This is a genomic window from bacterium (assembly GCA_019912885.1).
GTDB lineage: Bacteria > Lernaellota > Lernaellaia > JACKCT01 > JACKCT01 > JAIOHV01.
Genome location: JAIOHV010000101.1, coordinates 1 through 25,823, shown reverse-complemented (window position 1 = coordinate 25,823; position 25,823 = coordinate 1). Strand labels below are relative to the sequence as shown.

At 64.2% G+C, this 25,823-nt stretch carries 30 protein-coding genes; 28 read left to right on the top strand and 2 right to left on the bottom strand.

Annotation, left to right across the window (positions count from 1 at the left end):
* The 15 genes from K8I61_08620 to K8I61_08550 form a co-directional block, all read left to right on the top strand.
* Nucleotides 1-140: FliM/FliN family flagellar motor switch protein (locus K8I61_08620; protein MBZ0272087.1), on the top strand; the 140-nt coding region annotated here is incomplete at its 5' end.
* An 11-nt stretch (nucleotides 141-151) separates the two neighbouring features.
* Complete coding sequence (locus K8I61_08615) at nucleotides 152-1,429, top strand: flagellar biosynthetic protein FliO (GenBank protein ID MBZ0272086.1); 1,278 nt, start codon at nucleotides 152-154, stop codon at nucleotides 1,427-1,429.
* A 7-nt stretch (nucleotides 1,430-1,436) separates the two neighbouring features.
* Nucleotides 1,437-2,216, top strand: a complete 780-nt coding sequence (gene fliP, locus K8I61_08610; protein MBZ0272085.1) for a flagellar type III secretion system pore protein FliP — start codon at nucleotides 1,437-1,439, stop codon at nucleotides 2,214-2,216.
* 10 nt (nucleotides 2,217-2,226) lie between these two features.
* Nucleotides 2,227-2,496 carry a flagellar type III secretion system protein FliQ gene (gene fliQ / locus K8I61_08605; GenBank protein MBZ0272084.1) on the top strand — a complete coding sequence of 90 codons (270 nt, stop codon included), beginning with the start codon at nucleotides 2,227-2,229 and terminating at the stop codon, nucleotides 2,494-2,496.
* Nucleotides 2,497-2,509: 13 nt separating this feature from the next.
* Nucleotides 2,510-3,289 (top strand): flagellar biosynthetic protein FliR, encoded by a 780-nt coding sequence (gene fliR / locus K8I61_08600; protein ID MBZ0272083.1) that lies wholly within the window; start codon nucleotides 2,510-2,512, stop codon nucleotides 3,287-3,289.
* Between the two features lie 10 nt (nucleotides 3,290-3,299).
* On the top strand, nucleotides 3,300-4,364 hold the full coding sequence (gene flhB / locus K8I61_08595) for a flagellar biosynthesis protein FlhB (protein ID MBZ0272082.1): 1,065 nt from the start codon (nucleotides 3,300-3,302) through the stop codon (nucleotides 4,362-4,364).
* Entirely contained in the window at nucleotides 4,364-6,436 is a 2,073-nt protein-coding gene (gene flhA, locus K8I61_08590) for a flagellar biosynthesis protein FlhA (protein ID MBZ0272081.1), read from the top strand. Before flhB ends, flhA begins: the two co-directional genes overlap by 1 nt.
* Before the next feature lie 4 nt (nucleotides 6,437-6,440).
* Nucleotides 6,441-7,745, top strand: coding sequence for a flagellar biosynthesis protein FlhF (gene flhF, locus K8I61_08585; GenBank protein ID MBZ0272080.1), 1,305 nt, complete (start codon nucleotides 6,441-6,443; stop codon nucleotides 7,743-7,745).
* Nucleotides 7,746-7,761: 16 nt separating this feature from the next.
* On the top strand, nucleotides 7,762-8,649 hold the full coding sequence (locus K8I61_08580; GenBank protein ID MBZ0272079.1) for a MinD/ParA family protein: 888 nt from the start codon (nucleotides 7,762-7,764) through the stop codon (nucleotides 8,647-8,649).
* Nucleotides 8,650-8,663: 14 nt separating this feature from the next.
* Entirely contained in the window at nucleotides 8,664-8,852 is a 189-nt protein-coding gene (locus K8I61_08575) for a hypothetical protein (protein MBZ0272078.1), read from the top strand.
* Nucleotides 8,853-8,893: 41 nt separating this feature from the next.
* Entirely contained in the window at nucleotides 8,894-9,622 is a 729-nt protein-coding gene (locus tag K8I61_08570; GenBank protein ID MBZ0272077.1) for a FliA/WhiG family RNA polymerase sigma factor, read from the top strand.
* A 115-nt stretch (nucleotides 9,623-9,737) separates the two neighbouring features.
* Nucleotides 9,738-10,121 carry a chemotaxis response regulator CheY gene (locus K8I61_08565; GenBank protein MBZ0272076.1) on the top strand — a complete coding sequence of 128 codons (384 nt, stop codon included), beginning with the start codon at nucleotides 9,738-9,740 and terminating at the stop codon, nucleotides 10,119-10,121.
* An 18-nt stretch (nucleotides 10,122-10,139) separates the two neighbouring features.
* On the top strand, nucleotides 10,140-10,397 hold the full coding sequence (locus K8I61_08560; GenBank protein ID MBZ0272075.1) for a hypothetical protein: 258 nt from the start codon (nucleotides 10,140-10,142) through the stop codon (nucleotides 10,395-10,397).
* Nucleotides 10,397-11,419, top strand: coding sequence for a hypothetical protein (locus K8I61_08555; GenBank protein ID MBZ0272074.1), 1,023 nt, complete (start codon nucleotides 10,397-10,399; stop codon nucleotides 11,417-11,419). The genes K8I61_08560 and K8I61_08555 overlap by 1 nt, the downstream gene beginning before the upstream one ends.
* 190 nt (nucleotides 11,420-11,609) lie before the next feature.
* The gene (locus tag K8I61_08550) at nucleotides 11,610-11,951 is read left to right on the top strand and encodes an EscU/YscU/HrcU family type III secretion system export apparatus switch protein (protein ID MBZ0272073.1); all 342 of its coding nucleotides are present in this window, start codon (nucleotides 11,610-11,612) and stop codon (nucleotides 11,949-11,951) included.
* 186 nt (nucleotides 11,952-12,137) lie between these two features.
* Here the strand turns inward: K8I61_08550 and K8I61_08545 are convergent, their stop codons facing one another.
* Nucleotides 12,138-13,595 carry a hypothetical protein gene (locus tag K8I61_08545; GenBank protein MBZ0272072.1) on the bottom strand — a complete coding sequence of 486 codons (1,458 nt, stop codon included), beginning with the start codon at nucleotides 13,593-13,595 and terminating at the stop codon, nucleotides 12,138-12,140.
* Between the two features lie 47 nt (nucleotides 13,596-13,642).
* On the opposite strand from K8I61_08545, the gene K8I61_08540 reads away from it, so the two are divergent.
* Complete coding sequence (locus tag K8I61_08540; GenBank protein ID MBZ0272071.1) at nucleotides 13,643-15,961, top strand: beta-propeller domain-containing protein; 2,319 nt, start codon at nucleotides 13,643-13,645, stop codon at nucleotides 15,959-15,961.
* A gap of 59 nt (nucleotides 15,962-16,020) precedes the next feature.
* On the opposite strand, the gene K8I61_08535 is transcribed toward K8I61_08540, so the two are convergent.
* Nucleotides 16,021-16,350: a nucleotidyltransferase domain-containing protein gene (locus K8I61_08535; GenBank protein ID MBZ0272070.1), complete on the bottom strand. Its 330-nt coding sequence runs from the start codon at nucleotides 16,348-16,350 to the stop codon at nucleotides 16,021-16,023.
* Nucleotides 16,351-16,617: 267 nt separating this feature from the next.
* Here K8I61_08535 and flgF point away from each other — a divergent pair, with 267 nt between their 5' ends.
* The 12 genes from flgF (at nucleotide 16,618) to K8I61_08475 (ending at nucleotide 25,543) form a co-directional block, all read left to right on the top strand.
* Entirely contained in the window at nucleotides 16,618-17,349 is a 732-nt protein-coding gene (gene flgF, locus K8I61_08530; GenBank protein ID MBZ0272069.1) for a flagellar basal-body rod protein FlgF, read from the top strand.
* Nucleotides 17,350-17,360: 11 nt separating this feature from the next.
* On the top strand, nucleotides 17,361-18,143 hold the full coding sequence (gene flgG, locus K8I61_08525; protein ID MBZ0272068.1) for a flagellar basal-body rod protein FlgG: 783 nt from the start codon (nucleotides 17,361-17,363) through the stop codon (nucleotides 18,141-18,143).
* A 5-nt stretch (nucleotides 18,144-18,148) separates the two neighbouring features.
* Entirely contained in the window at nucleotides 18,149-19,159 is a 1,011-nt protein-coding gene (gene flgA, locus K8I61_08520) for a flagellar basal body P-ring formation chaperone FlgA (GenBank protein ID MBZ0272067.1), read from the top strand.
* A 1-nt stretch (nucleotide 19,160) separates the two neighbouring features.
* Entirely contained in the window at nucleotides 19,161-19,874 is a 714-nt protein-coding gene (locus K8I61_08515) for a flagellar basal body L-ring protein FlgH (GenBank protein ID MBZ0272066.1), read from the top strand.
* An 8-nt stretch (nucleotides 19,875-19,882) separates the two neighbouring features.
* A complete protein-coding gene (locus tag K8I61_08510; GenBank protein MBZ0272065.1) occupies nucleotides 19,883-21,004 on the top strand; it encodes a flagellar basal body P-ring protein FlgI in 1,122 nt (373 codons plus the stop codon).
* Nucleotides 21,004-21,480 (top strand): rod-binding protein, encoded by a 477-nt coding sequence (locus K8I61_08505; protein MBZ0272064.1) that lies wholly within the window; start codon nucleotides 21,004-21,006, stop codon nucleotides 21,478-21,480. The genes K8I61_08510 and K8I61_08505 overlap by 1 nt, the downstream gene beginning before the upstream one ends.
* A 167-nt stretch (nucleotides 21,481-21,647) precedes the next feature.
* On the top strand, nucleotides 21,648-21,950 hold the full coding sequence (gene flgM, locus K8I61_08500) for a flagellar biosynthesis anti-sigma factor FlgM (GenBank protein ID MBZ0272063.1): 303 nt from the start codon (nucleotides 21,648-21,650) through the stop codon (nucleotides 21,948-21,950).
* Nucleotides 21,951-22,029: 79 nt separating this feature from the next.
* Nucleotides 22,030-22,500 carry a flagellar protein FlgN gene (locus K8I61_08495; GenBank protein ID MBZ0272062.1) on the top strand — a complete coding sequence of 157 codons (471 nt, stop codon included), beginning with the start codon at nucleotides 22,030-22,032 and terminating at the stop codon, nucleotides 22,498-22,500.
* Nucleotides 22,501-22,503: 3 nt separating this feature from the next.
* On the top strand, nucleotides 22,504-23,901 hold the full coding sequence (gene flgK / locus K8I61_08490; protein MBZ0272061.1) for a flagellar hook-associated protein FlgK: 1,398 nt from the start codon (nucleotides 22,504-22,506) through the stop codon (nucleotides 23,899-23,901).
* Between the two features lie 13 nt (nucleotides 23,902-23,914).
* Complete coding sequence (gene flgL, locus K8I61_08485) at nucleotides 23,915-24,793, top strand: flagellar hook-associated protein FlgL (protein MBZ0272060.1); 879 nt, start codon at nucleotides 23,915-23,917, stop codon at nucleotides 24,791-24,793.
* A gap of 35 nt (nucleotides 24,794-24,828) precedes the next feature.
* A complete protein-coding gene (gene csrA / locus K8I61_08480) occupies nucleotides 24,829-25,068 on the top strand; it encodes a carbon storage regulator CsrA (GenBank protein ID MBZ0272059.1) in 240 nt (79 codons plus the stop codon).
* Between the two features lie 40 nt (nucleotides 25,069-25,108).
* On the top strand, nucleotides 25,109-25,543 hold the full coding sequence (locus tag K8I61_08475; GenBank protein ID MBZ0272058.1) for a flagellar assembly protein FliW: 435 nt from the start codon (nucleotides 25,109-25,111) through the stop codon (nucleotides 25,541-25,543).
* Nucleotides 25,544-25,823 lie beyond the last annotated feature (280 nt).

Sequence of the window (25,823 nt, the reverse complement as noted above, 5' to 3'; positions counted from 1 at the left end):
TCGCCGGCGAGCCGCTCGACATTTTTATCAATCAGAAGCTCATCGCGCGCGGCGAGGCCGTCATCATCAACGAAAAGTTCGGCGTTCGCCTGACGGATGTCGTCAGCAAGGTCGAACGGATCGCGAACCTGAAAAGCTGATGGAGGGCGCCATGCACCGTCTTGCCGTTGCCGCCGTCATCGCTGTCGCCACGTTCGCCACGGGTGCTTTCGCGGCCGAGCCCACGGCGTTCACCTCGTTTGTCGCGTTCGAAAAACCCGAAGGCGCGACGATCGAGCTGCACCACGCGGGCGCGGCCGAATTCGGCGAGCTGACGCCGGAGATCGACGCACGCCGGGGCGTCGTTTCCTTTCTTCTCCCGAACGCCGTCTCGAAGATCGGCCAGGCGCAATTCGACGCCGGCGGCGCGGTGCTTTCGCGCGCGCGCCTTTCGGGTTGGCGCGACAACCGGCTGAAGGTTCGATTCTACACGCAGCGCGATTACGCGCCCGCGAGCGACCGCGTGAAGGTGGAAACCGGAAAGGGCGTGCTGCGCATCCATTTGCTGCGCGAGGCGCCGCCCGCGCCCGTGGCCGCGTCCGCCGAACCGCCGAGGGAAGAAAAGCTCGACCGAGCGTTCGAGGACCCGATCGATCTGTCCAAGGTCTTCGCCGACGCGGCCGCGCCGATCGCTTCCGCCGCGCCGGCCGTTACGGAAAGCCCGGCGGCCGCGCCTGAGGCTTCGATCGAGGCCGATGCAGCGCTCGCCGCGAACGGCGGCGCGAACGACGCGTTCGATCTTTCCGGCGGCGTGACGAAGATGATTTCGGCGCTGTTTGTCGCGCTCGCGGCGATTCTGCTTCTGGCCGGTTTGTGGAAGCGCCTTGGCCGCGGTTCGATGATGCCCGGCGCCAAGGGCGCCGCGATGCGCGTCATCAGCACGATCCCCGTGGGGCTAAAAAAGCAGATTTCGCTCGTGGAAGTCGCCGGCGAGGTGTTGGTCGTCGGCGTGGGCGAGGGCGAGATCTCGATGCTCACGCGCATCACCGACCCCGAGGCGCTCGCGCGCATCGGCCACAAGCCGCCCGCCTCGGTGAGCGCCGCCGCCGCGGCGGCCGCCCCGGGACAAAACGCCAAGGCCGCGGGCGCGCCCGACTCGTTCGCAAACGAGCTGGCGCGGCATATCGCGCAATACAGCGACAAGGCCGAACCCGCGCCGGAGCCGAAGTCCCCGGCCGCGCCGCTTGAGCCGGCCGGGACGAAGGCGGTGCTCGGCAGCATTTTCGACAACGCGCCCCGGCACGCCGGAAACGGACACGAGGATGGTGCGGTCCACGGCGCCGCGACGCCTCCGAAAACGAACGGACACGACAAGACGCACGCGCCCGTGGCCGCCGCCGCGACGCTCGACGCGATCCGCGAACGCCTCGCCACCATGAGGCGCATCTAGGGGAATCATGCCGCGCAAGGGCGTCATCATCGCGGCCGTTTTTCTGGCCGGTCACCTGATCCTCGCCCAGGCGGCCGAGGCGGCGCCGGTCGGGCAGTCGCCCGCGCTGCCGCTTCCGAACGTGTCGATCGACTTCGACGACGCGGCGGGCGAGGGCGACCTGACCGCGCCGGTGAAGCTGCTCCTGCTTTTGACGGTGCTGTCGCTTGCGCCGTCGATCCTCGTGATGATGACCTGCTTCACGCGCATCGTGGTGGTGATGGGGTTTTTGCGCCAGGCGATCGGAACGCATCAGGTTCCGACCAACACCATCATCGTCGGACTGGCGCTGTTCCTGACGATTTTCATCATGCTGCCGGCTTTCAAGACGATCCATGACGAGGCGTACGTGCCGTACGCGGAGCAGGAGATCGGCTACGCGGAAGCCGGCGAGCGGGCGATGGCGCCGATCCGCGCGTTCATGCTGAAGCAAACGCGGGAGAAGGACCTGGGGCTGTTCGTGAAGGTGTCCGGTGTCGCACGGCCGGACAACTCGGATGCGTTGCCAAGCTACGTCATCATCCCCGCGTTCGTGCTTTCCGAGCTGCGGACGGCGTTCATCATCGGCTTCATGGTGTATTTGCCGTTTCTGATCATCGACATGGTGATCGCGGCGGTGCTCATGAGCATGGGCATGATGATGCTGCCGCCGGTCATGATCTCGCTGCCGTTCAAATTGCTCATCTTCGTGCTGGCCGACGGGTGGTACCTCATCGTGGGTTCGCTCGTGGACAGCTTTTACGCGTAGGGGGACCGCGATGACGCTCGAATCCGCGATGACGATCTCGCGCATGGCCGTCGAGGCCGCGGCGGCGGTGGCGACGCCGATCCTGGCCGCCGGGCTCGTGGCCGGCCTTCTCGTTTCGATATTCCAGGCGGTGACGCAGATCCACGAGATGACGCTGACCTTCATCCCGAAGATCCTCGCGGTCGGCATCGTGGGCGCCGTTTTTTACACGTTCATGATGAACCACCTGCTCGATTTCACCGTCAAGATGTTCACCACCTTTCCGGCGTACATCCGCTAGGGGCTTTGGGTTCGTGACGGCGCTCATCCCCACGCCCGAGACCGCGGTCTTCTTCTTTCTCGTGCTCGCGCGCGTGCTGGCGCTTGTCGCATCGCTGCCGTTTCTCGCGTTCCCGTCGATCCCCACGACGATCAAGGGCGGGTTCGCGTTTTTCGTCGCGCTCGTCGTGTTTCTCGCGCTGCCCGGGCCGAAGGCAGCGCCGTTGACGCTCGGCGGCGTCGCGCTCGCGAGCGCGGGCGAGATCACGATCGGCCTTTTGATGGGTTTCGTCGTGCGCGCGGCGCTGGAGGCCGTGGAGATCGCCGGCGAACTCGCGGGATTCCAGATGGGATTCACGGTCGCAAACGTCGTCGATCCGTTCACCGGGGGACAGGTTTCGCTGATCGGCAATTTTCAGACGATGGTCGCGACGCTGATCTTCGTCGTCTCGGGCCTCTACCTCGTCTTCATCGGCGGACTCGTTGACAGCTTTCGCATCATCGCGCCGGGACAGGCGGTGCTGCAAGGCGGCGGGCTCGACCTTCTGACCGATATCGGCGGCCGGATTTTCGTGAACGCGGTGCGCATCGGCGGGCCGCTCATCATCACCATGCTCCTTGCGAACCTGGGGCTGGGGCTCATGGCGCGCGCGTTTCCGCAGATGAACGTGTTCATGGTCGGGTTTCCGATCACGATCGGGCTTGGGTTTTTGATCATCGCGGCGGGGATGCCGTTTTTCTTCACGGCGGCGAAGTCGCTGTTTACCGGCGCCCAGGGCGACATGATCACCGCAATCCGCCTTTTGGCCCCGTAGGGAAAAGATCATGGCCGAACAAGATCAGGAACGGACCGAGGAACCCACCTCAAAAAAACTCGAGAAGGCGCGCGAGGAAGGAAGCGTCGCCCAATCGCAGGAAATCCCCACCGTTCTCGTGCTTGCCACGGGCATCGCCGTGTTCACTTACGCCGGCTCGTACATGTGGGGAAATCTGACGCACGTGATGAGCGAGGCCCTGGCGCGGTGCGCGCAGACGGATCTGACCGCCGACTCCCTGCTGGGGGTCGCCTGGCCATTTGTCAAGGCGGTCGTCGTCGTCCTCGCGCCGCTTCTGGGCACCGTGTTTGTCGTCGGCACGCTCTCCTACGTCGCTCAATTCGGCTTCCTCGTCAGCGGCAAGGCCATCACGCCGGACCTGACGCGCCTTGACCCCCTCGCCGGGGGCAAGCGCCTGTTTTCCGTGAAAGCCCTGTTCGACACCGGCAAGGGCTTCGCGAAGATCATCCTCGTCGGGCTCATCGTCTTCGCCGCGATCAAGGGCCAACTCGGACTGCTGCTGAAGCTTTCGCTTTTTTCACCCGTCGAGATCGGCGCGACGTACGCCGCGATCGCCAAAACGCTCGCGCTGCGCGTCGTCGGCGCGCTTTCGATCATCGCGGCCATCGACTACCTGTTCCAGCGCGCCACCTACCTCCGGAAGATGCGCATGACGCGGCAGGAGGTGAAGGACGAGTTCAAGAACGCGGAGGGCGATCCGAAGGTGAAGGCGCGCATCCGGCGCGTGCAGACCGAGATGGCCCAGCGCCGCATGATGCACGAAGTGCCGACCGCGAACGTGGTCGTCACCAACCCGACGCACGTTTCCGTCGCGCTTCGCTACGAGCGCGGCAAGGACGCGGCGCCGGTCGTCGTCGCCAAGGGCAAGGATCTGATCGCCCTGAAGATCCGCGAAATCGCGAAGGACAACGGCATTCCGTGCGTCGAGCGCCCGCCGCTCGCGCGCGAGCTTCACAAGCGCTGCAAGGTGGGCGGAACGATTCCGCTGTCGCTGTATCAGGCCGTCGCGGAGATCCTCGCCTACATCTACAGCCGCGATAAGGGGGCCGCCTGATGAGCGCCGTCATTCCCGTGCCGAATCCGGATCAACGCACCTCCGCCGTCGCTTTTTCCGTCGCCATCATCGGCATCCTCGTCGTGATGGTGCTGCCGGTCCCGACGTTCATCCTGGACTCGCTGTTGACGATCTCGATCACGCTGGCCGTGCTGATCCTGCTCGTGTCGCTTTATACCGCGTCGCCGCTCGAGTTCTCGTCGTTTCCGACGCTGCTTCTTGTCGGCACGCTGTTCCGGTTGTCGTTGAACGTCGCGTCGACGCGCCTCATCCTCCTGAACGGCCAGGACGGCGCGGACGCGGCGGGCCGGGTGATCGAGGCGTTCGGCATGTTCGTCGTCGGCGGCAACGCCGTTGTCGGCTTCATCGTCTTTCTGGTCCTTGTCATCATCAACTTCGTCGTCATCACCAAGGGCTCCACGCGTATCGCGGAGGTCGCCGCGCGCTTCACCCTGGACGCCATGCCCGGCAAGCAGATGGCGATCGACGCCGATTTGAACTCCGGTCTCATCGACGAGGAGACCGCGCGGGGCCGCCGCCGCTCGATCGAGCGCCAGGCGGACTTTTACGGCGCGATGGACGGCGCGAGCAAGTTCGTGCGCGGCGACGCCATCGCCGGCATCGTCATCACGATCGTCAATATCGTCGGCGGGTTCATCATCGGCGTCGCGCAACAGTCGATGCCCCTTGCCGAGGCCGCGAGCGTTTACACCATCCTTTCCGTTGGCGACGGGCTGGTCTCGCAGATCCCCGCGCTCATCGTCTCCACCGCGGCCGGTATCGTCGTCACGCGCGCCTCCGGCGACATCGACCTGGCCGGGAGTCTCGCGAAACAGCTTTTCGGCAAAAGCCGCATCTTCTTCATCACCGCGGCGATCCTCGCGTTTTTCGGCATGGTGCCGGGCATGCCCGCCGCGCCGTTCCTGATCCTGGCCGTGACGATCGCGATCGCCGCGGTGCGCGTCCGGGCGGTGGAGATCGAACGGGACCGCGTCTCGGCCGACGCCGCCTTGCCGAAAGACGCCAAGGAACCCGAACGGATTCAGGATCTGCTGGGGCTCGATCTCGTGGAACTGGAGATCGGCTACGGGCTCATTCATCTGGTCGATCCGGATCAGGGCGGCGAGCTTCTCGAGAAGGTGAAGGCCATCCGGCGGCAGTTCGCGCAGAAGATGGGCCTTGTCATTCCGCCGATCCACATCCGCGACAACCTGCAACTCAAGCCGGGGCAATACCGCATCCTCATCAAGGGCGTGCAGGTCGGCGACGGCGATCTGATGACCGACAGATTTTTGGCGATGGATCCGGGGAGCGTCGAGAAACCGATTGACGGGATCCCCACCGTGGAGCCCGCGTTCCAGCTTCCGGCGATCTGGATCCGTAAAACGGATCGCGAAAAGGCCCAGTTCGCGGGTTACACGGTCGTCGATCTGGCGACGGTCATCACGACGCATCTATCGGAAATCTTTAGACATTCCTCGCATCAGCTCCTTTCGCGCCAGGACACGAGCGAACTTTTGGACAACTTCGCGAAGAAGTCCCCGAAGGTCGTGGCGGAGTTGGTCCCCAACTTGCTTCCCTTGGGGACCATTCAGAAAGTTCTTCAGAACCTGGTCAAGGAGGAAGTGCCGGTGCGAGACCTTTTGACGATCCTCGAAACGCTGGCCGACTTCGCGCCGGTGACCAAGGATCCGGACGTGCTGACCGAATACGTCCGACAGGCGCTCGCCCGCACGATCACCGATCTGCACGCCGGCGGCGACGGCACCATCGCGCTGATGACGCTGGAATCCGTGCTCGAAAACCGGCTGACCGAGTCCGTGCAGTCAAGCCAGCACGGCGCTTTCCTTTCGATCGAGCCGGACCTGGCGCAGCGGCTCTTGCGCGCGCTGGATTCCGCCGGCGGCAAGTTCAACAACATCGGCACGCGCCCCGTGCTGCTCACGAACCCGCTCATCCGCGGGCATCTGAAGCGTTTCCTCGACAAGTTCATGCCGAGTTGGGCGATCCTCTCGCACAACGAGATCGACGCGAAGGCCAAGATCTACTCGCTCGGAACGGTGGAGGTATAACCGTATGACGACGCGAACGTTCCGCGCCGCCACGATGAAAGAGGCGCTTGCCGCGGTGAAGGCCGAGATGGGCGCCGACGCCGTGATCCTCTCGACGCGCTCGGCCAAATCGCTGAGCGGGCTGATCGGGCGGCCGGGGGTGGAAGTCACCGCCGCGCGATCCGCGGACGCCCGCCCCGCGCCCGCGCGCGCTCCGGAGATCGCGCGGGAAATCCCGCGCGCGCCCGAGCCGTCCCGCGCCGCCGCGGCGTACGCAAACGCCCGCGCCGCGTCCGAACCGGAGTCCGAGCCCGAGCCCCGCGCGATCGCGACACCGGACGACGATCGCTTCGCCGCTTTCGCCCGCCGGCTCGATCGGCTGGAGTCGCATTTCGGCGAGCGTTCGATCGACGAGCGCCTTTCCCGCATGTCCGGCCAGATCGAAATGCTCGCGGCCGCGATCGCCACCTTGGGAAGCGCCGCGCCGCCCGCCATGCCGGAAATGACAAACGGCGGCGGTTTCGCCTCGGACCTTTCCGCGTCGATCGCGTTCCGCAATCTGTACGAAAAGCTGATCGCCGAGGGCGTTATCGAGACAATGGCCTTCGATATCGTGGAGGAGGCGCGCGGCCGGCTCGGCAAGGCGCCCGAGGACGAATTCCTGGCGATGGAGCACGTGGCCGCCGCCATCATGGACCGGGTGCGTGTTGTCAATCCGTTTTCGGATATCGGCCGCAAGCAGGCGATCTGCGCGGTGGTCGGCCCGACGGGCTCCGGCAAAACGACGACGATCGCCAAGCTCGCCGCGGCGCAGGTGTTCAACCGCGGCAAGAAAGCGGCGTTCGTCACGGTGGACACGTTCCGCATCGGCGCGGTCGAACAGCTTCGCACCTACGCGCGCATCATGTCCGCGCCGCTTGACGTGGCGGTGGACGAGGACGACCTGGCCGCGAAGATCGCGCGCCACGCGGACAAGGACGCGATCTTCATCGACACCGCGGGCGTCTCGCAAAAGGACACCCGCATGGTGAAGCGGCTGGCGGGGTACTTCGCGAACCGGCCGCAGATCGACCTGCACCTGATCGTCCCGGCGACGACGCAGCATCGCGACCTGAAAGAGGTGGTCGCAAGCTACGACGGCGTGACGCTGTCATCGCTCATCGCGACCAAGCTCGACGAGGCCAACGCGCTCGGCGGCGTGTTCAACATCGCCGGGCAAACGGGCCTGCCGCTTTCGTATTTCACGATCGGCCAGCACGTGCCCGACGACATCGAGGCGGCGACCCGGGAGCGGGTGGTGGACCGCCTGCTCGGCATCACCACGCATTGAGGAACGAGGGTCAAGGATGGACCAGGCGCAGCAATTACGGCAGCTAGCCCAGGATCGGTTTATGTATACGAACGCCACGCGCAACGGCCCGGCGCCGGCCCGGCCGCTTCGCGTGTTCGCGGTGACAAGCGGCAAGGGCGGCGTGGGCAAGACGAATGTCACCGCCAACCTCGCGGTGGCGCTCGGCCGCCGGGGAAAGCGCGTGCTGGTGCTCGACGGCGATCTCGGCCTGGCGAATCTCGACATCCTGCTTGGCATAAAGCCGATGTGGCACATCGGCCACGTGCTTTCGGGTGAGAAGCGCCTGTCCGATATCATTGTCGAGGGCCCGCCGAACGTGCGCGTGCTGCCGGGGTCGTCCGGCGTCTCGGCACTCGCGAACCTGTCCGAGGGCGACCGATACGCCCTGCTCACGGAACTCGACACCTTCGACGATCCGATCGACGTCCTGATCATCGACACGAGCGCGGGCATCGGCTCGAACGTGCTCTATTTCGCCGCGGCGGCGCAGCAGACGATCGTCGTCACCACGCCGGAGCCGACGGCGATCACCGACGCGTACGCGATGATGAAGGTGCTGGCCACCGAACACGGCGAGAGACGATTCCTGCTTTTGCCGAACAACGTGCAAAACGAGCGCGCGGCGCAAAAGATCTATGCGGATCTCGCGGGCGTCGCGACGCGGTTTCTCGATATATCCATCAGCCTCGTGGGGTACGTGCCGGCGGACGCGAACTTGCCCCGCGCGGTTCGCCGCCGGCGCCTGGTCGTGGATGCATACCCGGATTCGCCCGCGTCGCAGGCGTTTGACCGTCTGGCGGGCCGCCTGCTCGCGACGCGGATTCCGGAAGGGCCCAAGGGCGGCCTGCAGTTCATGTGGCGACAGTTCTTGCAGATCGCGTAGGGAAGGAACGGGCGATGAAACACGCCAATCGACAGGTCGTCGCCGCCATGGCCAGCGGCACGTTCATGGTGGCGGCCGTTACCGGCGTCGTCAGCTCGGTGCCGGCGGCGACGGTGCTGTGGAGGGCGGGCGCGGTCGCCGCGGCCACCGGTTTTTTCGCGGGATTTATTGCCGTCGTTTTTGAAAGGATCTGGAGCAAATGATTTCCGTATCGATACAGGACTGGAAACAGTCGCCGCCCGAGATGCGCGACGCGATGCGCGATGAGCTGATCCGCAAATATACGCCGCTCATCAAGCTCGTGGCCTCGCGCATCATCCGCAAGCTGCCGCCCCAGATCGAGTTGGGCGACCTCATCAACACGGGGGTGCTTGGCCTCATGGACGCGATCGACAAATTCGATCCCGACCGCGAGATCAAGTTCGAGACGTACGCGGAGTTTCGCATTCGCGGCGCGATCCTCGACGAGTTGCGTTCGCTGGATTGGGTCCCGCGCTCGATTCGCCAGCGGTTGAACGAGCTTCAGCGCACCTACGAGGAACTCGAGGCCAAGTTCCAGCGCCCGGCCACCGACGACGAGGTCGCGGGCGAACTCGGCATCAGCCAGGCGGACTATTTCCATCTCGTCAGCCAGGCCAGCGGCGTGAGCCTGGTGAGCCTCGACGATCTCGGCCACTCCTCCAACGGCGAGGGAGGAAAACGCAACTTCCTGGAGTTTTTCAAGGAGCCGCACAAGGAGAGCGTCGTTGATCTTTTGAATCTGCATGACGTCAAACGCGTCGTGGCCGAGGCGATCGACGACCTGCCGAAAAACGAGCGATTCGTGGTTTCGATGTATTACCACGACGAACTGACGATGAAAGAGATCGGTCTGGTTCTCGGCATCACGGAAAGCCGCGTGAGCCAGATCCACAACAAGGCGATCTTGCGCCTGCGCGGAAAGTTGAAACGCCACATGCAGGAGAACGGCTGACGGTTCAAGTCCGGAACGCGACGACCCGATAACGGTAGATAGCCGTCGTCCCGACGGCGGCGCCCTGCCATGGGAAGGCGGGATTTCGTCCTCGAAGGCCCAAGGAGCCGGCATGATGCCCACGGACGCGAATATGAAAATCATCACGGTGGACGACTTTTCCACCATGCGGCGCATCATCAAGAACCTGTTGCGCCAGCTCGGTTTTCAGAATGTGGTCGAGGCCGAGGACGGGGCCAGCGGCCTTGAGATGGTGCGCCAGGAGAAGGTGGACCTGATCATTTCCGACTGGAACATGCCGAGGATGACCGGGCTGGAGTTCCTGCAGGAGGTCCGCAACGACCCCTCCCTGAAGGACATCCCGTTCATCATGATCACGGCCGAGGCCGAAAAGGAAAAGATCATCCAGGCCGTGCAAAGCGGTGTTTCCAATTTCATCGTCAAGCCGTTCACCGCGGAAATCCTGCGGCAGAAGATCAACAAGGTCTTCGACGGTTAGGCGCGAAAGGCGATCGCGATGGCCGACGACCCGGCGACAAGAATTCCCGGCATCTCGCCGGTCGTCGGAGGTCTTGCGGGAATCGCCAAGCGATTCCGCGAGCGCGAGCGCGAACGCCGCCGCCCCGGCGCGGACCCGGAAGATGAATCCGATGCCCGCGAACCCGAGGAAATCGTGACGATTCAAAGCGCGGACACGGCGTCCGCCAAGAAGACGCCCGCCGCGCCGGACGGCGACGACGCGCCGCGCCCGCGCCGGATCGATCTGAAGATCTGATGTCCGATTCCCTTGTCGTTCGATCAAGACTTGCGTCGCCCGCGGCGTTGAAAACCCTGCGGCCCGATGGCGCGGGCGCGTTCGCCGCACGCCATCACGCGGCTCACGGCGCGCCGGCGCGCGAAACCGATGCCGAGCCCGCGCGTGCCGAGCCGGCTTCGCGGTCCGTCGCGCCCGGAGAGCCCGACGACGTTGATGTCCGGACGTCCACGCCGCGCGCGTCGGGCGGACCGTCGTTCGGCAGCGCCGCGGACCGCGTCGCCTCGACAATGGCCGGGCGGATATTCCGTCAACTCGCGGGTGGCGCGGCCGGGCCGGCCGTCGCCGATCTTCGCATGCGCCTTGGCGCGCTTTTCGGGCCGAGTCCGACCGCCGCGGGCCTGGCCGCGCTCGTCGGCGAACTCGCCCTGCCGGACGCCCATCGGCTCCTGCGATTTTTCCGGCGAACACCCGAGGCGATCTCGCGCGTCATCGAGCGCGCGGCAAACGCGGTGCAGGGCGATTTTGTCGAATTGGTGCGCGACGGATTCGAGTTCGAGGAGGTCGAGCGGTTTTTGAAGGGCCTTTCGACCATGCGTCAGACGATCGAAACGCACCAACGCGCCAACGCCGGTCTTTGGCGCGATCACGGCATGATTTTCCTTGAGTGGCCGGCGTTGTCGGCGGAGGCCTCGCCGATGCGCCTTTGGATCGCGCGCGGCGACGCGGACGCGCAAGGACCGGGCGGCGCGGCGGGCGCGCGTTTCACGGTGTCGGTGCGCGTCGTGATGACGCGGCTTGGCGAGGTGCGCGCGCGCGTTTCGTACGGGCCCGAAATTCAGGTCAGCCTCCGCGCGGACGACGCGGCGCTCTTACGTATCGAACGCGAGCTGGCGCGCGTGCCGGAGGCGCTCCGGCCGCTCGGCCGGCCGGTTCGCGTGGACGTGCGGGCGCTGTCGCCGGACGAGGAGCCGTTTCCGGATCTGGCGACGCTCAGCGCGAAGATGAACGGCCGCCTCGGGCGCATGCACGTGAAAGCGTAGTCAATGGGGAATAGGGAATTGCGAAGGCAGATTGGAATCGCAAACGAAGGGGTTGTCGCGATGTCAGTGCCGCGAGCGATAACGAGCGTTCAGCCGCGCGCCGTCCCATCGCGCTTCTTCCAACCCACGGCTTTCATTCGTTCCATGCGGTCCATGGTGTCCATTTTGTCCATCGGGCCGGGGTAAACGCATGACACGCGACGACAACGAACGGACGCAAAGAGACACCCCGCCGACCCAGGCCGTCGCGCTTTCCTACGATCGCGATAAGGACCCCGCGCCACGCGTTTCGGCCAAGGGCTTTGGTCTGATTGCCGAAAAAATTCTCGAAATCGCGCGCAGGAACGGCGTGCCGATCCGGTTCGATCCCGATCTCACGCACCTTCTTGCCAAGCTCGATCTGGGCGAGCGCATTCCGCGCGATCTGTACAAGGTCGTGGCCGAAGTGCTGGCCGCAATCTATCGCGCCAACGAACCGGCGGTTCAATCGGTCACGGGCGCCGGCGGCGACAACCCGGATTCGGACTTGTAGAGCGCCTGCCATCCGCGTTCAGCGATGACCGCGTCCGCATTTATCGGCTCGCCGCCGCCCGCCGGTATCATGGTCCCGTTGCCAATGACGTCCGCGATTTCGCGCGCCATGAGGCGATAGCCCCTCCACGTCATGTGGCAATAATCGACGAACAAATCCCGGGGCGTGATTGGTGCCAAACCCGGCCTATCGATCAATGTCGGGAATGATGTCCGGTGGCGCGGGCGTCGGAACCGGCTTTTCCAATTTGTAAAGGAAATCCCAACCGCGCGTGGCGATGACGCGGTCGACATCCGGCGAATCTTTCGGCTCGCCGTCGCCAGGTGTCACCCAGCCTCGCGCCAATATCGCGTCGACAATTTCGAGCGCCATCAAGTGATAGCCGCGCCACGTCATGTGGCAATAATCCATGAATAGCGTCGCCGAGGGGATGCCGTTCGGAGAATGTTTTTCCGCGGCGCGCTCCAGGTCGGCAAGTGCTACGTCCGTTCCTATCGCGATTTCGCGTACGAAGGCATTGCAGCTCGGCCGCTGCCGGTTCGAGGGATTCAGCTCGACGGAAACTTTCAACAATTCACGTGCTTCCTTGAAGCGGCCGAGCGCGCCGAGACTGCGACCGATACGATAGGCCGCCCACGCCGGAGAGGGACATTTCGAAAAGGATTCGATCGCGAGCTCGTGAAATCCGGCCTGAGCTTGCTTGATCCCCCGCCGGTAATGTTTATCGCCCAGTGGTTCCTGTGTCGGCAACCCATGCGTGGTCACAAGATCGCCTCGGTACGTCAGGTGAATCGGCAGCGTGCACAAGACCAGCCGAACGCCTGCTTTTCCGCAGCGTTCGACCATTTCCTTGACGTTTTCGCGATATCCCGCCGCGATTCGTTCGGTGTCCGGATCCTGCGGGGTGAAATACGAACGTCGATCCAAAGCGACGCCGGGTTTCAACGCGCGTTTGAGCGACCGATAGAGTGTCCATTTGTGCAGCGTCTCGTTGAATCGCGTGGCTGGGACATAGCCCTCGTTGTTTCCCGTTGCCACGACGACGATGTGCGGCTTCGCGCGCAACATTTCGCAGACCACGGCACGCACGGCGAAGGAATTCATCGAACCGACGGCGGCGTTGATAACCTCGAAGCGCCGCGACGGGAAACGTGCGGTCAGCTCGGCGTCGAGCCAATTGGGAATGCCTCCGACATTCGGAATATTGACGCCGCCATCCTGATGGACATACGGGCTTCCCATCATGAACGAGGCGCCCGCCATGACGACGCGCGTGACGCCCGACGCCGGTACGGCGGTGAATTCTTGATGCACCATGGGTGCGCTGGCGGTCCTTAACCGGCGCCCGTTGTCGCGTGACTCCAGAATCGCGCCCGTGTAGACGGCGCGATCGTCGGGTCGCCAGGTTTCAATAAGGTTCTCGGATTCCAGGTGATTGAGCATGGCCGTGGCGGCAACCAGGGTGATCGCCGTGGGAACGGTCGCGAAGACCAGCCGTTTGGCATGGCGGCGAAGTTTCAGGAGTCGGCGAACGAAAATCGGGATGACGAACCCCAAAAATCTGTGGACCGGGAACGTGGCCAATGATACAGTAAATGCGGAATTTTCGGCGCGGCCGGCCGATGTTCGGCCGGCGGGCGGCAATGTGTGTGACCGCCGTGCGCCCCATGAATTGTCTGGAGGGATTGATCATGAGCAAGTGGATTATCCTCGTCACGTTGGTTGTCGCGGTATTCCTTGCCGGCGGTTGTCTGCATTCGGACGATCCGCGCGACCTGGACGACGGCGACGATGATGGCGGATCGCTGGCCGACGACGACGGCCCGGACGGAAAGAAAAGCGGACTGCATCGCTTCCTGACCTGCGACGAACTTCTTGAGTGGTTCCAGAGTGTCGTGCTCACGTATTACGACCGTCTCGCCGACGAAAATCTCGAATGGACGCTCGAGTCCTGGAACGGCGGCGGCTGGTGGGACGACGACGGCTGGTGGGGAGACGACGACGACGATGACTGGAACGGCGGCGACGACGACGCTTCCGACGACGACTTCGCCGGTGATGACGACGACGGCGGCGACGACGCCGCGGACGACGACGATGGACCGCCGCAGGACGGCGACGATGAGGGCAGTGCCGACGACGACGACGACCACTCCGACACGAACGTGCAGGAAGAGGGCGTCGACGAAGCCGATATCGTCAAGACCGATGGCGAGTTGCTCTACGTGCTGGCGGGCGGCAACCTTTTGATTTTCGATCCCGTGCCCGCGCCGGACACGACGGAGTTGTCGCGTCTCGCGATCGCGGGCCGCGTGCTCGAGATGTTCCTTTACGGCGATCTCGTCGTCGTGTTCTCCGACGCGAGTTGGCAGGACATCGACGGCGGCCTCTGGCCAGGGCGCGATACGCAAGACATTTCATTCCCGGTCCTTGTCGTGACGATCGTGGACGCCGAGGATCCGACGGCGCCCGAAGTGATGCGGACCATGCTCCTGGAGGGCGGCTATATCAGCTCGCGCCGCGTCGCGAACATGATGCGGCTTGTCGCAAGCACCTGGGGGCAGTTCCCGTACCTGGAGACGTGGATCGATCCGACGCCGTACGTCGGTGACGACGGCGAGATCGACGAAGACGCGCTGCGCGCCGCGTACGATGATCTCAAGGAGAAGAACCGGGACGAAATCGAGGGCTACCCCCTCGACACCTGGTTGCCCGAGTATTACGAGTCGGGCCCGGACGGTGAGCGCGAGGGTGCGCTCTCTGAATGTACGGACTACTACCGCACGCAGTCCCCGTTCGGCACGGCGGTGACCTCAGTCGTAACGGTCGATCTCGAAAATCCGGCGGACAAGTTGCCGGATATCGCGCTCATCGCCAACGGCGCGCTGGTGTATGCGTCGACGGAGTCGTTGTACGTCTCCGCGGCGGCGGACGCTTACTTTGCGTGGGATTGGGAGGGCGACTGGGATCAGCGCTCCGAGATCCACAAGTTTCTCATCGGCGACGAGCGCGCGCAGGCGGAATACGTCGGCAGCGGCATCGTCCCCGGCTATCTGCTGAACCAATTCTCGATGGGCGAGAAGGACGGCTATCTGCGCGCGGCGACGACCACCGGCTCCTGGGGCGATTCGCTCTCGAACGGCGTGTACGTGCTGGCCGAGGGCGAGCTCGAAACGCTCGACGTGGTCGGCAGCGTGGACGGCATCGCCCCGGGCGAAACGTTGCAGAGCGCGCGGTTCATGGGCGATCGCGGGTTCCTGGTGACGTTTGAGCAAACCGATCCGCTGTTCACGCTCGATCTATCCGACCCGACCGATCCGCGCGTCGTGGGCGAGCTTGAGATTCCGGGATTCTCGACCTATCTGCATCCGTTCGGCGACGATCATCTGCTGACGATCGGCGTCGGCGGCAACAATTCCGGTCAGACCGGCGGCGTGCTGTTACAGATCTTCGACGTCACGGATTTCGCCAATCCCGCCCAGGCGTTCACGGAGCAGATCGGCGAGGGCTGGAGCGTCTCCTCCGAGGCGCAATACGATCACAAGGCGTTCCTCTACTACCCGCCGATGGATCTGCTGGCCATTCCGATCACGGATTACGCCTATGACGACTGGTGGGGCGATGACGACGGCTGGTGGGGCGACGACGACGACTGGACCGGCGACGACGACGAAGTACCGCCTTCCGGAAAGGCCGCGCCCGATAACGACGAGCCGTACACCGGTGTTTACGTTTACAACGTGACGGTGGAAGACGGCTTCGAGTACCTGGGCCGCGTCGACCACACCGATCTTGAGCCCGAAGGCGGATGGCCGTGGGAGGGTTTCATGCCGAGCGTTCGCCGCACGGTGATCATCGGCGAATACATGTACACGATCTCGAACGCGGCGCTCGTCGTCACGCGCATCTCGAGCTTCGCGGATGTCGCCACGAGCGCGTTCCCCTACGAGGAAGACGACTACTGGTGGGGCGACGACGATTGGGAAGACGGCGGGGGCTGGGACGAATAAACCGGCACGCGCGAATAAACGAATGAATCCCCGACGGGCGGCGAAAGCCGCCCGTTGGTTTATCCGTCTGCCGCGGCGTTCCTGGCCGGCGCGGATTTTTGAATCACCTCGAACTTCTCGCCGATGATTTCGCGGAACGTTTCCGATGACGCGTTCCAGTCGATGACATCCACGCGAAACGGCAGGTCGGAATATTCGAAGTCTTCCTTCAGGCGCATGATCCGCCGCCAGTCGATCTTGTCCGCTCCGACAAGCGCAAGATCAAGGTCCGAAAAACGGCGTGCCGTTCCATTCACCCGCGATCCGAACGCGCGCACTTCGCACTCCGGAACTTGGGCGCGAAGAATGGCCCTGATCGTATTCAGGTCTTTTTCGCCAACGTCAATCATTGTGCGTTTCGAGAGTCTCAAGTGGCATTCACTTTTTCCTCTCCTTGCGCGTATATCATGCCGTCGATGCCCGCCGCTATCGAAAATTTCCGAATTTGCCGGTGCGGCAAACGGCAAAACCTGCCTGAACAAGCGAGTTCTTTGCCCCAAATGCCGTTGGCGCGGCGGAGCGCGCGTCGCGTATCTCATTGAAATATATGCGTAAAAATGCGTGCCTCGGCGTGGCACAACGCTTGCTCATCCCTATCCCCCGGAGGACGAGCCGCGATGACGAACGGAATCTACGCCGCCGTATTGGGAGCCCGGATCGAGGGGACGCGCCTTGACGTGATCGCGAACAACGTCGCGAACGCGGGCACCCCCGGATTTCGGGCCGACCGCGCCCTGTTCTCCACGCACCTCGACTTCGTTTCGGACGACAAGTTCAACAAGTTCCGCAAGACGCTCGACAACGTCGGACGCTACTTCCAGACGGCAAGCACATTCACAAGCGGCCCGATCCAGTTCACCGGCCGCGAGGGCGACGCCGCGATCGAAGGCGAGGGCTATTTCGTCCTCCAGGGACCCAACGGCGACATCTACACGCGCGCAGGGAATTTTCGCGTCGATACCGACGGCACCCTGCGCTCCGCCTCCGGCTTTGCCGTGATGGGCGAGGGCGGGCCGATCACGGTCGATCCCACGCGCGACCTGTCGTTCGGACCCGACGGCGCCGTGTTTTCCGGCGGCGAGCAGGTCGATCGCCTGCGCGTCGCGGCCTTCGAGGATCAGCGCCTTCTTCGCAAGGCGGGCGGCACCGGATTCACCGGCGACGCCGCCGCGCCGAAAGCCGATCCCGAATTCACCGTCGTCAACGGCGCGCTCGAGGGCTCGAACGTCAACGTGATGCGCGAGATGGCCGGCATGGTGACGACGAGCCGCCAGTACGAATCCTATCAACGCACGATCAAGATGATCGATGAAGTGAACGGCCGCGCCACGTCGCTCGGCCGGATCTGAGGAGAGACGCCATGATGCGAGCGCTTTGGACCGCCGCCTCCGGAATGGACGCCCAGCAAACGAAGATCGACGTCATCGCGAACAACCTCGCGAACGTGAACACCGCGGGCTTCAAGCGCGGGCGCGCCGATTTCGAGGACCTGCTCTACCAGACGATGCGCGCGCCCGGCTCGTCGGTTGCCGAGGGCCGGCCTTCGCCGGCCGGAACGCAGATCGGCCTTGGCGCCCGGACCGTCGCGGTCTCGAAAATCTACCAGCAGGGGGAGCTGCAGCAGACGACCAACGAGCTCGACATCTCGATCGAGGGGCCGGGCTTTTTGCAGGTGACGCGGCCGTCCGGCGAACTGGCCTACACGCGCGCCGGCGCGCTCAAGCGCAACAACGAGGGCGTGCTGACGATCGCCTCGGGCGAGGTGCTCGAGCCGGAGATCACGATCCCCGCGGAAGCCATGAACGTCACCATCGCGCCGGACGGCACCGTGTCCGTGACGATGCCCGACGAAACGGAGGCCGAGGAGGTCGGCACCATCCAGCTCGCGCGGTTCATCAACCCGGACGGACTTCGCGCCATGGGACACAACCTGATGCTTCCGACGGGCTCATCGGGCGAGCCGATCGTCGGCGTGCCCGGAGAGGAAGGCCTCGGCACGCTGACCCAGGGATTCCTCGAGATGAGCAACGTCAATCTCGTCGAGGAAATGGTGCAGATGATCGTCGGCCAGCGCGCCTACGAAATATCGAGCCGCGTCATCAACACCGCCGACCAGATGTTGCAGAACATCGCGAGGTCGTAACGATCATGAAAGCCAACGGCGGACTCATCCGGCTGCGTACCGAGCGCGAGATCCTCGAGGGCTTCCGCCCGCGAGCCGTGCGCCCGTACGCGCGCCTGGCGTTCGCCGCGGTCATCGCCGCCGCGATGCTGTTGGCGATCGTTTCCCACGCGAGCGGCGATCCGATCGGCGTCCACGACGAAATCGTGGTCAACGCCGACGTGGTTCGCCTGGGCGACGTGGCCGACGGCCTGCCGCGCGATATCGCCGACACCTTTCTTTGCAAGGCGCCGTCGCTTGGCGTCAAAGGCCGCCTGTCGGGGTCGTTTGTCGCCGCGCGCATCCGTCAGGCCGGAGCGGGCGACGCCGCGGTGGCCGCGCCCGCGTCGATCCGCGTGACGCGCGCCTCGCGCACGATCGCGCCGGAAACGATCGCCGACCTGGTTCTCGCGCACGTGCGCGAACGCAAGGCGGGCGAGGGCGAGGCAAGCGTCGCCGGCCGCGTGCGTTCGCTTCTGGCGCCCGCGGGCGACGTCGAGCTGTTTGTCGTCGATGACGCCGAGCGGTATGCGCCCGGCTATCACACCGTCGCCGTCACGGCGCGCGCCGAAGGGTTCGAGAAAACAACCCGCGTACGCGTGCTGGTGGACGCGCCGGCGACGATCCTCGTCGCGCGGCACACGATCGCGCGCGGGGATTCGATCAGCCGCGACGACCTCGAAACGCGCATGGTGCCCGCGCGGCGCGTTCGCGGAAGCGAGATCCGCGATCTTTCGCACGCGGTCGGCCGCGTCGCGGACCGGGCGATCGCCTCGGGCGAGGTGCTCGCCAGGGGCGCCATCACGCCGGCACCGATCGTGAAAAAGGGCGATCTCGTCACGCTCGTCGCCGACATCGGCGCGGTGCGCGTGTCCGCCATCGCGGTCGTGATGGAGCAGGGCGGCGCGGGTGAAACGACCGAGGTGAGGAATCTGGACTCGGGCGCGGTGCTCAAGGCGCGCATCGTCGATGCGCACACCGCGCAAGTGGAGCTGTGAGATGAAAACGACGACGATCGCCGCGCTTTCGGCGCTCTTGATCCTTTCCGCGGGTTGCGCCGCGACGAACGCGAACAAACCGTCGATCAGCGGCTATCGCCCGGTCGATTTTCAGCCGACCAACGCCGAGACGCCGAAAGAGCATCGCCGGCACGGCTCGAGCCTGTGGGTCGACAACAACGACGATAACTACCTGTTCACGGATCAGAAGGCGCGCCGCGTCGGCGACGTCGTCACCGTGAATATCCTGGAAGATTCCGACGCGCAGGGAAAAGCGGACACCAAAACGGAAAAGACCTCCACGATCGGCGCCGGCGTGGACGGATTTTTCGGGTTCGAGCAGGTCGCCGCGCGCCGCAACCCGAACCTTCGCCTCGATACGCTCGTCGGCGCGAAGACCGGCACCAAGTTCAACGGCAAGGGCGAGACGCGCCGCTCCGGCCGCCTCGTCGCAACGATGAGCTGCATCGTCGTGGACGTGCTGCCGAACGGCAACCTCGTCGTGCGCGGCGAGCGCCGCATGAAGCTGAACGCCGAGGACTACATCATGGTGATGTCCGGCATCGTCCGGCCGCGCGATGTCGCCTCGGACAACACCGTGCCCTCGACGATGGTCGCCGACGCGCGCATCGAATACCTCGGCGAAGGCGTCTTGGCCGACAAGATGAAGGCCGGATGGTTCACGCGCGCGTTCGAGAAGGTCTGGCCCTTCTAGGGCGGGGGATGACGACGATGAAACGCACCACGATCATCACCATCGCGATCGCCGCGATGGCGCTGGCGAGCCTTGCGACCGCCGCCCCGGCCGGCGCCGCGCGCCTGAAAGATCTCGCCGAGATCGAGGGCGTGCGCCCGAACAAACTCATCGGCTACGGCCTCGTAACCGGTCTTTCGAAGACCGGCGACGGCAACTCCGTCAAGTTCACGCGGCGCACACTGACGAACATGCTCGAGAACATGGGCGTCACGGTCGATCCCGCGGACGTCAAAAGCGGCAACGCGGCGGCGGTCATGGTCACGGCGGAGCTGCCCGCGTTCGCGCGCCAGGGATTGACGATCGACATCACGGTCAGCTCCATCGGCGACGCCAAGAGCCTGCAAGGCGGCACGTTGTTGCTGACGCCGCTCAAGGGACCGGACGGACACGTGTACGCCGTCGCGCAGGGCCCGGTGTCCGTCGGCGGATTCGCGGCCGAGTCCGGCGGCGACGCGATTTACAAGAACCACGTCACGGTCGGCATGATTCCCTCCGGCGGCATCGTCGAGCGCGAGATCCCGTTCGATTTCAATTCGCTGTCCGAGCTGACGATCAGCCTGAACGGCGGCGATTTTTCCACGGCGGCGCAGACGGCCGCGAACATCAACGGCGCGCTCGGCGTGAACGCGGCCCGCGCGATCGACTCGCGCACGATCCGCGTGGAGGTGCCCGAGGGCTACCGGCAAAATCTCGTCGCGCTCATGGCGCGCATCGAAAACATCGAGCTGACGCCGGACACGACCGCGAAGGTCGTCGTCAACGAGCGCACCGGCACCGTCGTCATGGGCGAGGCGGTGACGCTGTCCACGGTCGCGATCAGCCACGGCAACCTGCATATCAAGGTCCGCACCACGCCGGTCATCAGCCAGCCCGCGCCGCTTTCCGGCGGCGAGACCGTGCTGACCACGCAAAGCGAGATCACCGCGGTCGAGGACGAGCGGCAGATGTTCGTCGTCGAATCCGGCGCCACGATCGGCGATCTGGTCCGCGCGCTGAACGCCGTGGGCGTCACCCCGCGCGATCTGGTCGCGATCCTGCAATCCATCAAGGCCGCGGGCGCGTTGCAGGCCAAGCTGGAGATCATCTGATGCCGGGCTTCGGTCTTTCCCCCTCGACGCTCGGCGGCATGGCACGGTTCGAGCCGGGCGACAGCGACGCGGCGCGTGCCGGGCGGCTTTTGTCCGGTGCCGAGCGGGCGCGGGCGAGCGACACGGAAGCCTGGCAGGTCGCCGAGGCCTTCGAGGAACTTTTCCTCAATTCGATGCTCAAACAGATGCGCCAATCGATCCCCACGTCGGAGGATTCGCTCGATGGCTCGAACGCCTCGCGCATCTATCAGTCGATGTTCGATGAGGAAATCGCACGTGTTTCCGCGGACCGGCGCCAGTTTGGCCTGTCGAGGCTCGTTCACGATTTCCTGATGAAAGGGCCGGGAGCGATTTCAGAAAATCGTCAAACTTCTGACGAAACGTCGAATTCGGCCGTTTCTCGTGAGAAAATACAGAAGCTATGGGCTATCGGCAGCCAAAGCGCCGACAGTCGCAAAGTCGACGTAAGTCTTTGAAATAGCGGTCTTTTACAACTGAAACGACGAAAAAGCGCCGGATTCGGCAGATTGTGCCGATCCTACGGAATTTCCGATCCTGCGCATCCAAGCGTCAATTTATTCTCAAGTCGCCGCCGATTCCTCCGATAAGTGTGAGTGACCGGGCGAACCATGGAGGTGCTTGGATGAAAGTTGGAAGTGGAAATCCCTCGGGGAGCATCGATCCGCGGTATGTGTCGACGCAGGGCGCCAACGAGGCGCGCGCGCAGGATGATAAGGGCAAAGAGGCCGCGAAGGTCACGCTCTCTTCGTCGGCCGCGACCCTGAAGACCATCCACGACGAGCTCGCGAAGGTGCCCGAGATCCGGGCCGAAAAAGTTCGCGAGATCAAATCGGAAATCGACGCCGGCACGTATCATCGGCCGGCGGGCAAGATCGCCGAAAAGCTGATTCTCGGCTCGCTGATCGATTCGCTCTACCAGAAGTAGAGCCGCGCGCTTCATTCGTCGTTTCGAAACTTCGCGCCGGCGTCGTCCGGCGCGAGGTCAAAAAAGGACGGATGACGCCGTGAAAAACGAACTGAATCTTCTCCGCGAGATCCTCGTCAAACAACTCGAGACGCACATCGAATTGCGCGACCTGCTCGTGCGCGTGCACGAGTCGTTTGCACAATTCGCGGCCGAGGAGATCGACGAGGCCAACAAGATCGCCGAGACGCTCCGCATGCGCGCGGCCGCCCTCGAGGAGGCGCGGCAACGGGTTGTCGAGATGATCGCGCGCACGGCGGGCCGGCCCGCCGAGGAGCTTTCGCTTCAGGCGATCGTCGCGATGGCGCCGCCGGCGTTAAAGCGCGACCTGCACACGTTGCGTCGCCAGCTTACCGCCGTCGTCATCCAGATCAACGAGCAGAACCAGCGCAATATCGTCGTCGCGCAGGCGTCGTACGCCAGCGTGCAGGGCCTGTTTCACGTGCTGATGCAACTGACGCAGAAGCCGCTCACGTACGAACCGCCCAAGGGCGCTTCGGCGCGGAGGTAAGGCATGCCCGGCGTATCCGGAATCCTGTCCATCGCCTCGCGTTCGCTTTGGGCGTCGCAAACCGGCATCGAGGTCGCGTCGCACAACATTTCGAACATGAACACGCCGGGCTACTCGCGACAGGGCGTGGTGTTCGATCCGTCGCGGCCGTTGCAGGTCAACGGCCTCCTGCTCGGCACGGGCGTCAACGCGCGCGATGTCACGGCGGCGCAGGACCGCTATCTCGACATGCAGATGATCCGTTCGCAGAGTTTTCTCGGCCGGTCGGACGCGCGCGGCCGCCACCTGTCGAGCCTGGAAGAAATTTTCATCGAATCCGACGGCACGGGCATTTCCTCGAGCATGGCGAGGTTTTTTTCCTCGGTGCAGGATCTTGCGGCAAATCCCGAGGGGCAGGCGCAACGCACCGCGCTCGTCGGCGCGGCGAAGGTGCTCGTCAACCAGTTTCACATCATCGACAGCCGCCTGGCCGAGACGCAGAAGTCCGCGGACAACGCGGTACGCGACGAGATCAGCCAGGTGAACAACCTCGCCGAGCGCCTCGCGTCGCTCAACCGCGCGATCCGCGACGCCGAGGCGGGCGGGCAGACCGCCGGCGACTTCCGTTCCGCGCGCACGGAGCTATTGCGGCAACTCGGCCAATACATCGATTTCACGAGCTTCGAGGGCACCGGCGGCGAGGTGAACGTCATCGTCGGCGGCGGCATGCCCCTTGTCGAAGGCTACACCGCGGGCAAGCTCGTCGCCGTCGGAAACACGGAAGGTTTCAGCAACGTCGGCTTCCAGGATATCCACGGCAACCTGGTCGATATCACCGATCGCCTCAAGGGTGGGTCGATCGCCGGCAACCTCGAGATCCGCGACGGCGACACCGCCGCGCTGCGCGAGAAGATCGACGAGATGGCGTATGAGTTCGTCACCGCGTTCAACACCGCGCACAATCCCGGATTCGGACTGAACGGCGCGACGGGGATCGACTTCTTCGCGCCGCTCGCGACGGCCGACGGCGCCGCGAAGGCCATCGCTATCGACGCCGCGATCCTCGCGGACGTCAACAACATCGCCGCGTCGCTCACCGGCGAAGCCGGCGACAACCAGAACGCGCTCATCCTCGCCGAGGTGGAGGAAGCGGCGCTGTTCAACGGCAACACGTGGACGCTTCAGGATTTTCACGGCTCGATCGTCGGCCAGGTCGGTGTGGACGCCCAGGCGGCGATGCGCGAGGCCGATCAGTCGGCCGCGCAGTCGGCGCAAATCGAGGCGCTGCGCGAGAGCGTCGTCGGCGTCACCCTCGAGGAAGAAATGGCCGATTTGATGAAGTTTCAACACTCCTACCAGGCCGCGGCAAGGCTGTTCAACGTCGTCGACGACATGATCAATGTCCTCCACGACCTGAGATAAGCGGGAGCCGGATATGAGAATTACGACAAACCTGATGTACCGAAACGCGACGCAGAGCATCAACGACAACCGCGTCCGCTATCTGCAGATGCAGGAACAGCTTGTTTCGCAAAAGCGCATCAACCGTCCGAGCGACGACCCCATCGGCGCCGCGCGCGCGATGGGCGTCAACAGCATTCTCGGCCGTTTCAACCAGTTTCAGCGCAATGTCGGCTCCGCGCGCTCGTTCGTGGAGACGACGGAGCTTGCGCTTTCGCACGTCATCGACGATCTCACCCGCGCGCGCGAGCTGGCGATCGACGTCAACGGCGGCAACGCCGGGGCGCTCGATTTCGAGGCGGCGTCGCACGAGATCGGGCGGCTGTACGAGAACATCGTGCAGAACGCGAACGCGAAGGACGGCGACCGGTACGTCTTTGCCGGGTACCGGACCAACGCCGAGCCGTTTGACGACGCGGGCAACTATTTCGGCGGCGTCAACCAGGACATCGCCATCGAGGTGGGCGAGGGTAACTTCGTCACGATCAACAAGGACGGCAACGAGGTATTCAAGGGTCCGGTCGATGTCTTCCAGGTCATGACCGACCTGAAGACCGCCATCGAAACCGGCGACACGGCGCAGATCTCGGCGCTGATCCCCCAGGTGGAAGCGGCGTTGAATCAGGCGATCGCCCAGCGCTCGGACATCGGCGCCACCACGCTGCGCCTTGACGCGGCGATGGAGGACAACGACGAGCTGGTCGAGGCCTACACGAAAATTCTCTCGGAAACCGAAGACGTGGACATCGCGAAAGCGACCAGCGAGTTCGCCTATCGCGAGCAGGTGTACCAGTCGAGCCTGCTTGTCGCGTCGCGGGTGATGTCGCAAAGCCTGCTGGACTTCATTCGCTAGCGTGACCTATACTCCGCGCCACGGAGGGCAATGGAATGCTCGTTTTGACCCGTAAGGCCGGAGAAAGTATTACGATCGGCGACGAGATTCGGGTCTTCATCCAGGAAGTCCGCGGCAATCAGGTCAAGATCGGCATCCAGGCGCCGCCCCACGTTTCCGTTCATCGCGAAGAAATCTACATCCGCATTCAGGAAGAGAATCGCGAGGCGGTCCAGGCGACGCCCGACATGATCGAAACCGCTTTAGTGCAGTTCAAAAAACACCGACAAGAATAACGGATAACCGCGGCCAAGGCGTTTGGGAGCCGTGCCAGACATGGTCCAAATCAAAACCACCCGATTCGGCGACATGGAAATCGACGAGGACCGGGGCTTTCGCATCGTCGGCGGCCTGCTCGGTTTTCCGAACTCCACGCGCTTCATCCTCTTCGAGCACGACGAGGAATCGCCGTTCAAGTGGTTGCAGTCGATGGACGAAGCCCATGTCGCCTTCGTGGTGACGCAGCCGCTCGTCTTTTTCCCCGACTACCGCGTGCACATCCGCAAGGAAGAACTGTCGCAGCTCGGCACCGAGGACATCAACGATGCGGAGATCATGGTCATCTGCTCGCTGCACTCGCAGATCCACGAGATGACCGCGAACCTGCAAGGGCCGATCGTCGTCAACGTCGCCAAGCGCGTCGGCCGCCAGATGGTGCTGAAGGATTCCACCTGGAAGACCAAGCACCCGCTTTTTCCCAAGTCCGCGTAAAAGAAGGCTGAAAGACGGAAAGTCTGGAAGTCTGAAAGTTCATCGCAAGAGCGGTGGCGCCCCGACCCCGCGCGTCTTCCGGGTCCATCCTGTCCATGATGTCCATGATGTCCATCGCGTCCATCGGGCATGGGCACAGGGCCCGCTTCGAAAACTCCTAAAGCGTCGTTGCGTTTCGTCCGAAAAGATAATCCAGAGCACAAAGGTCACCCTGCAGGACCGCAAGCGAAGGATTCGTCAGACCGCGTGTGCGTTGGGATTCAGGACGAAACCCAACGGG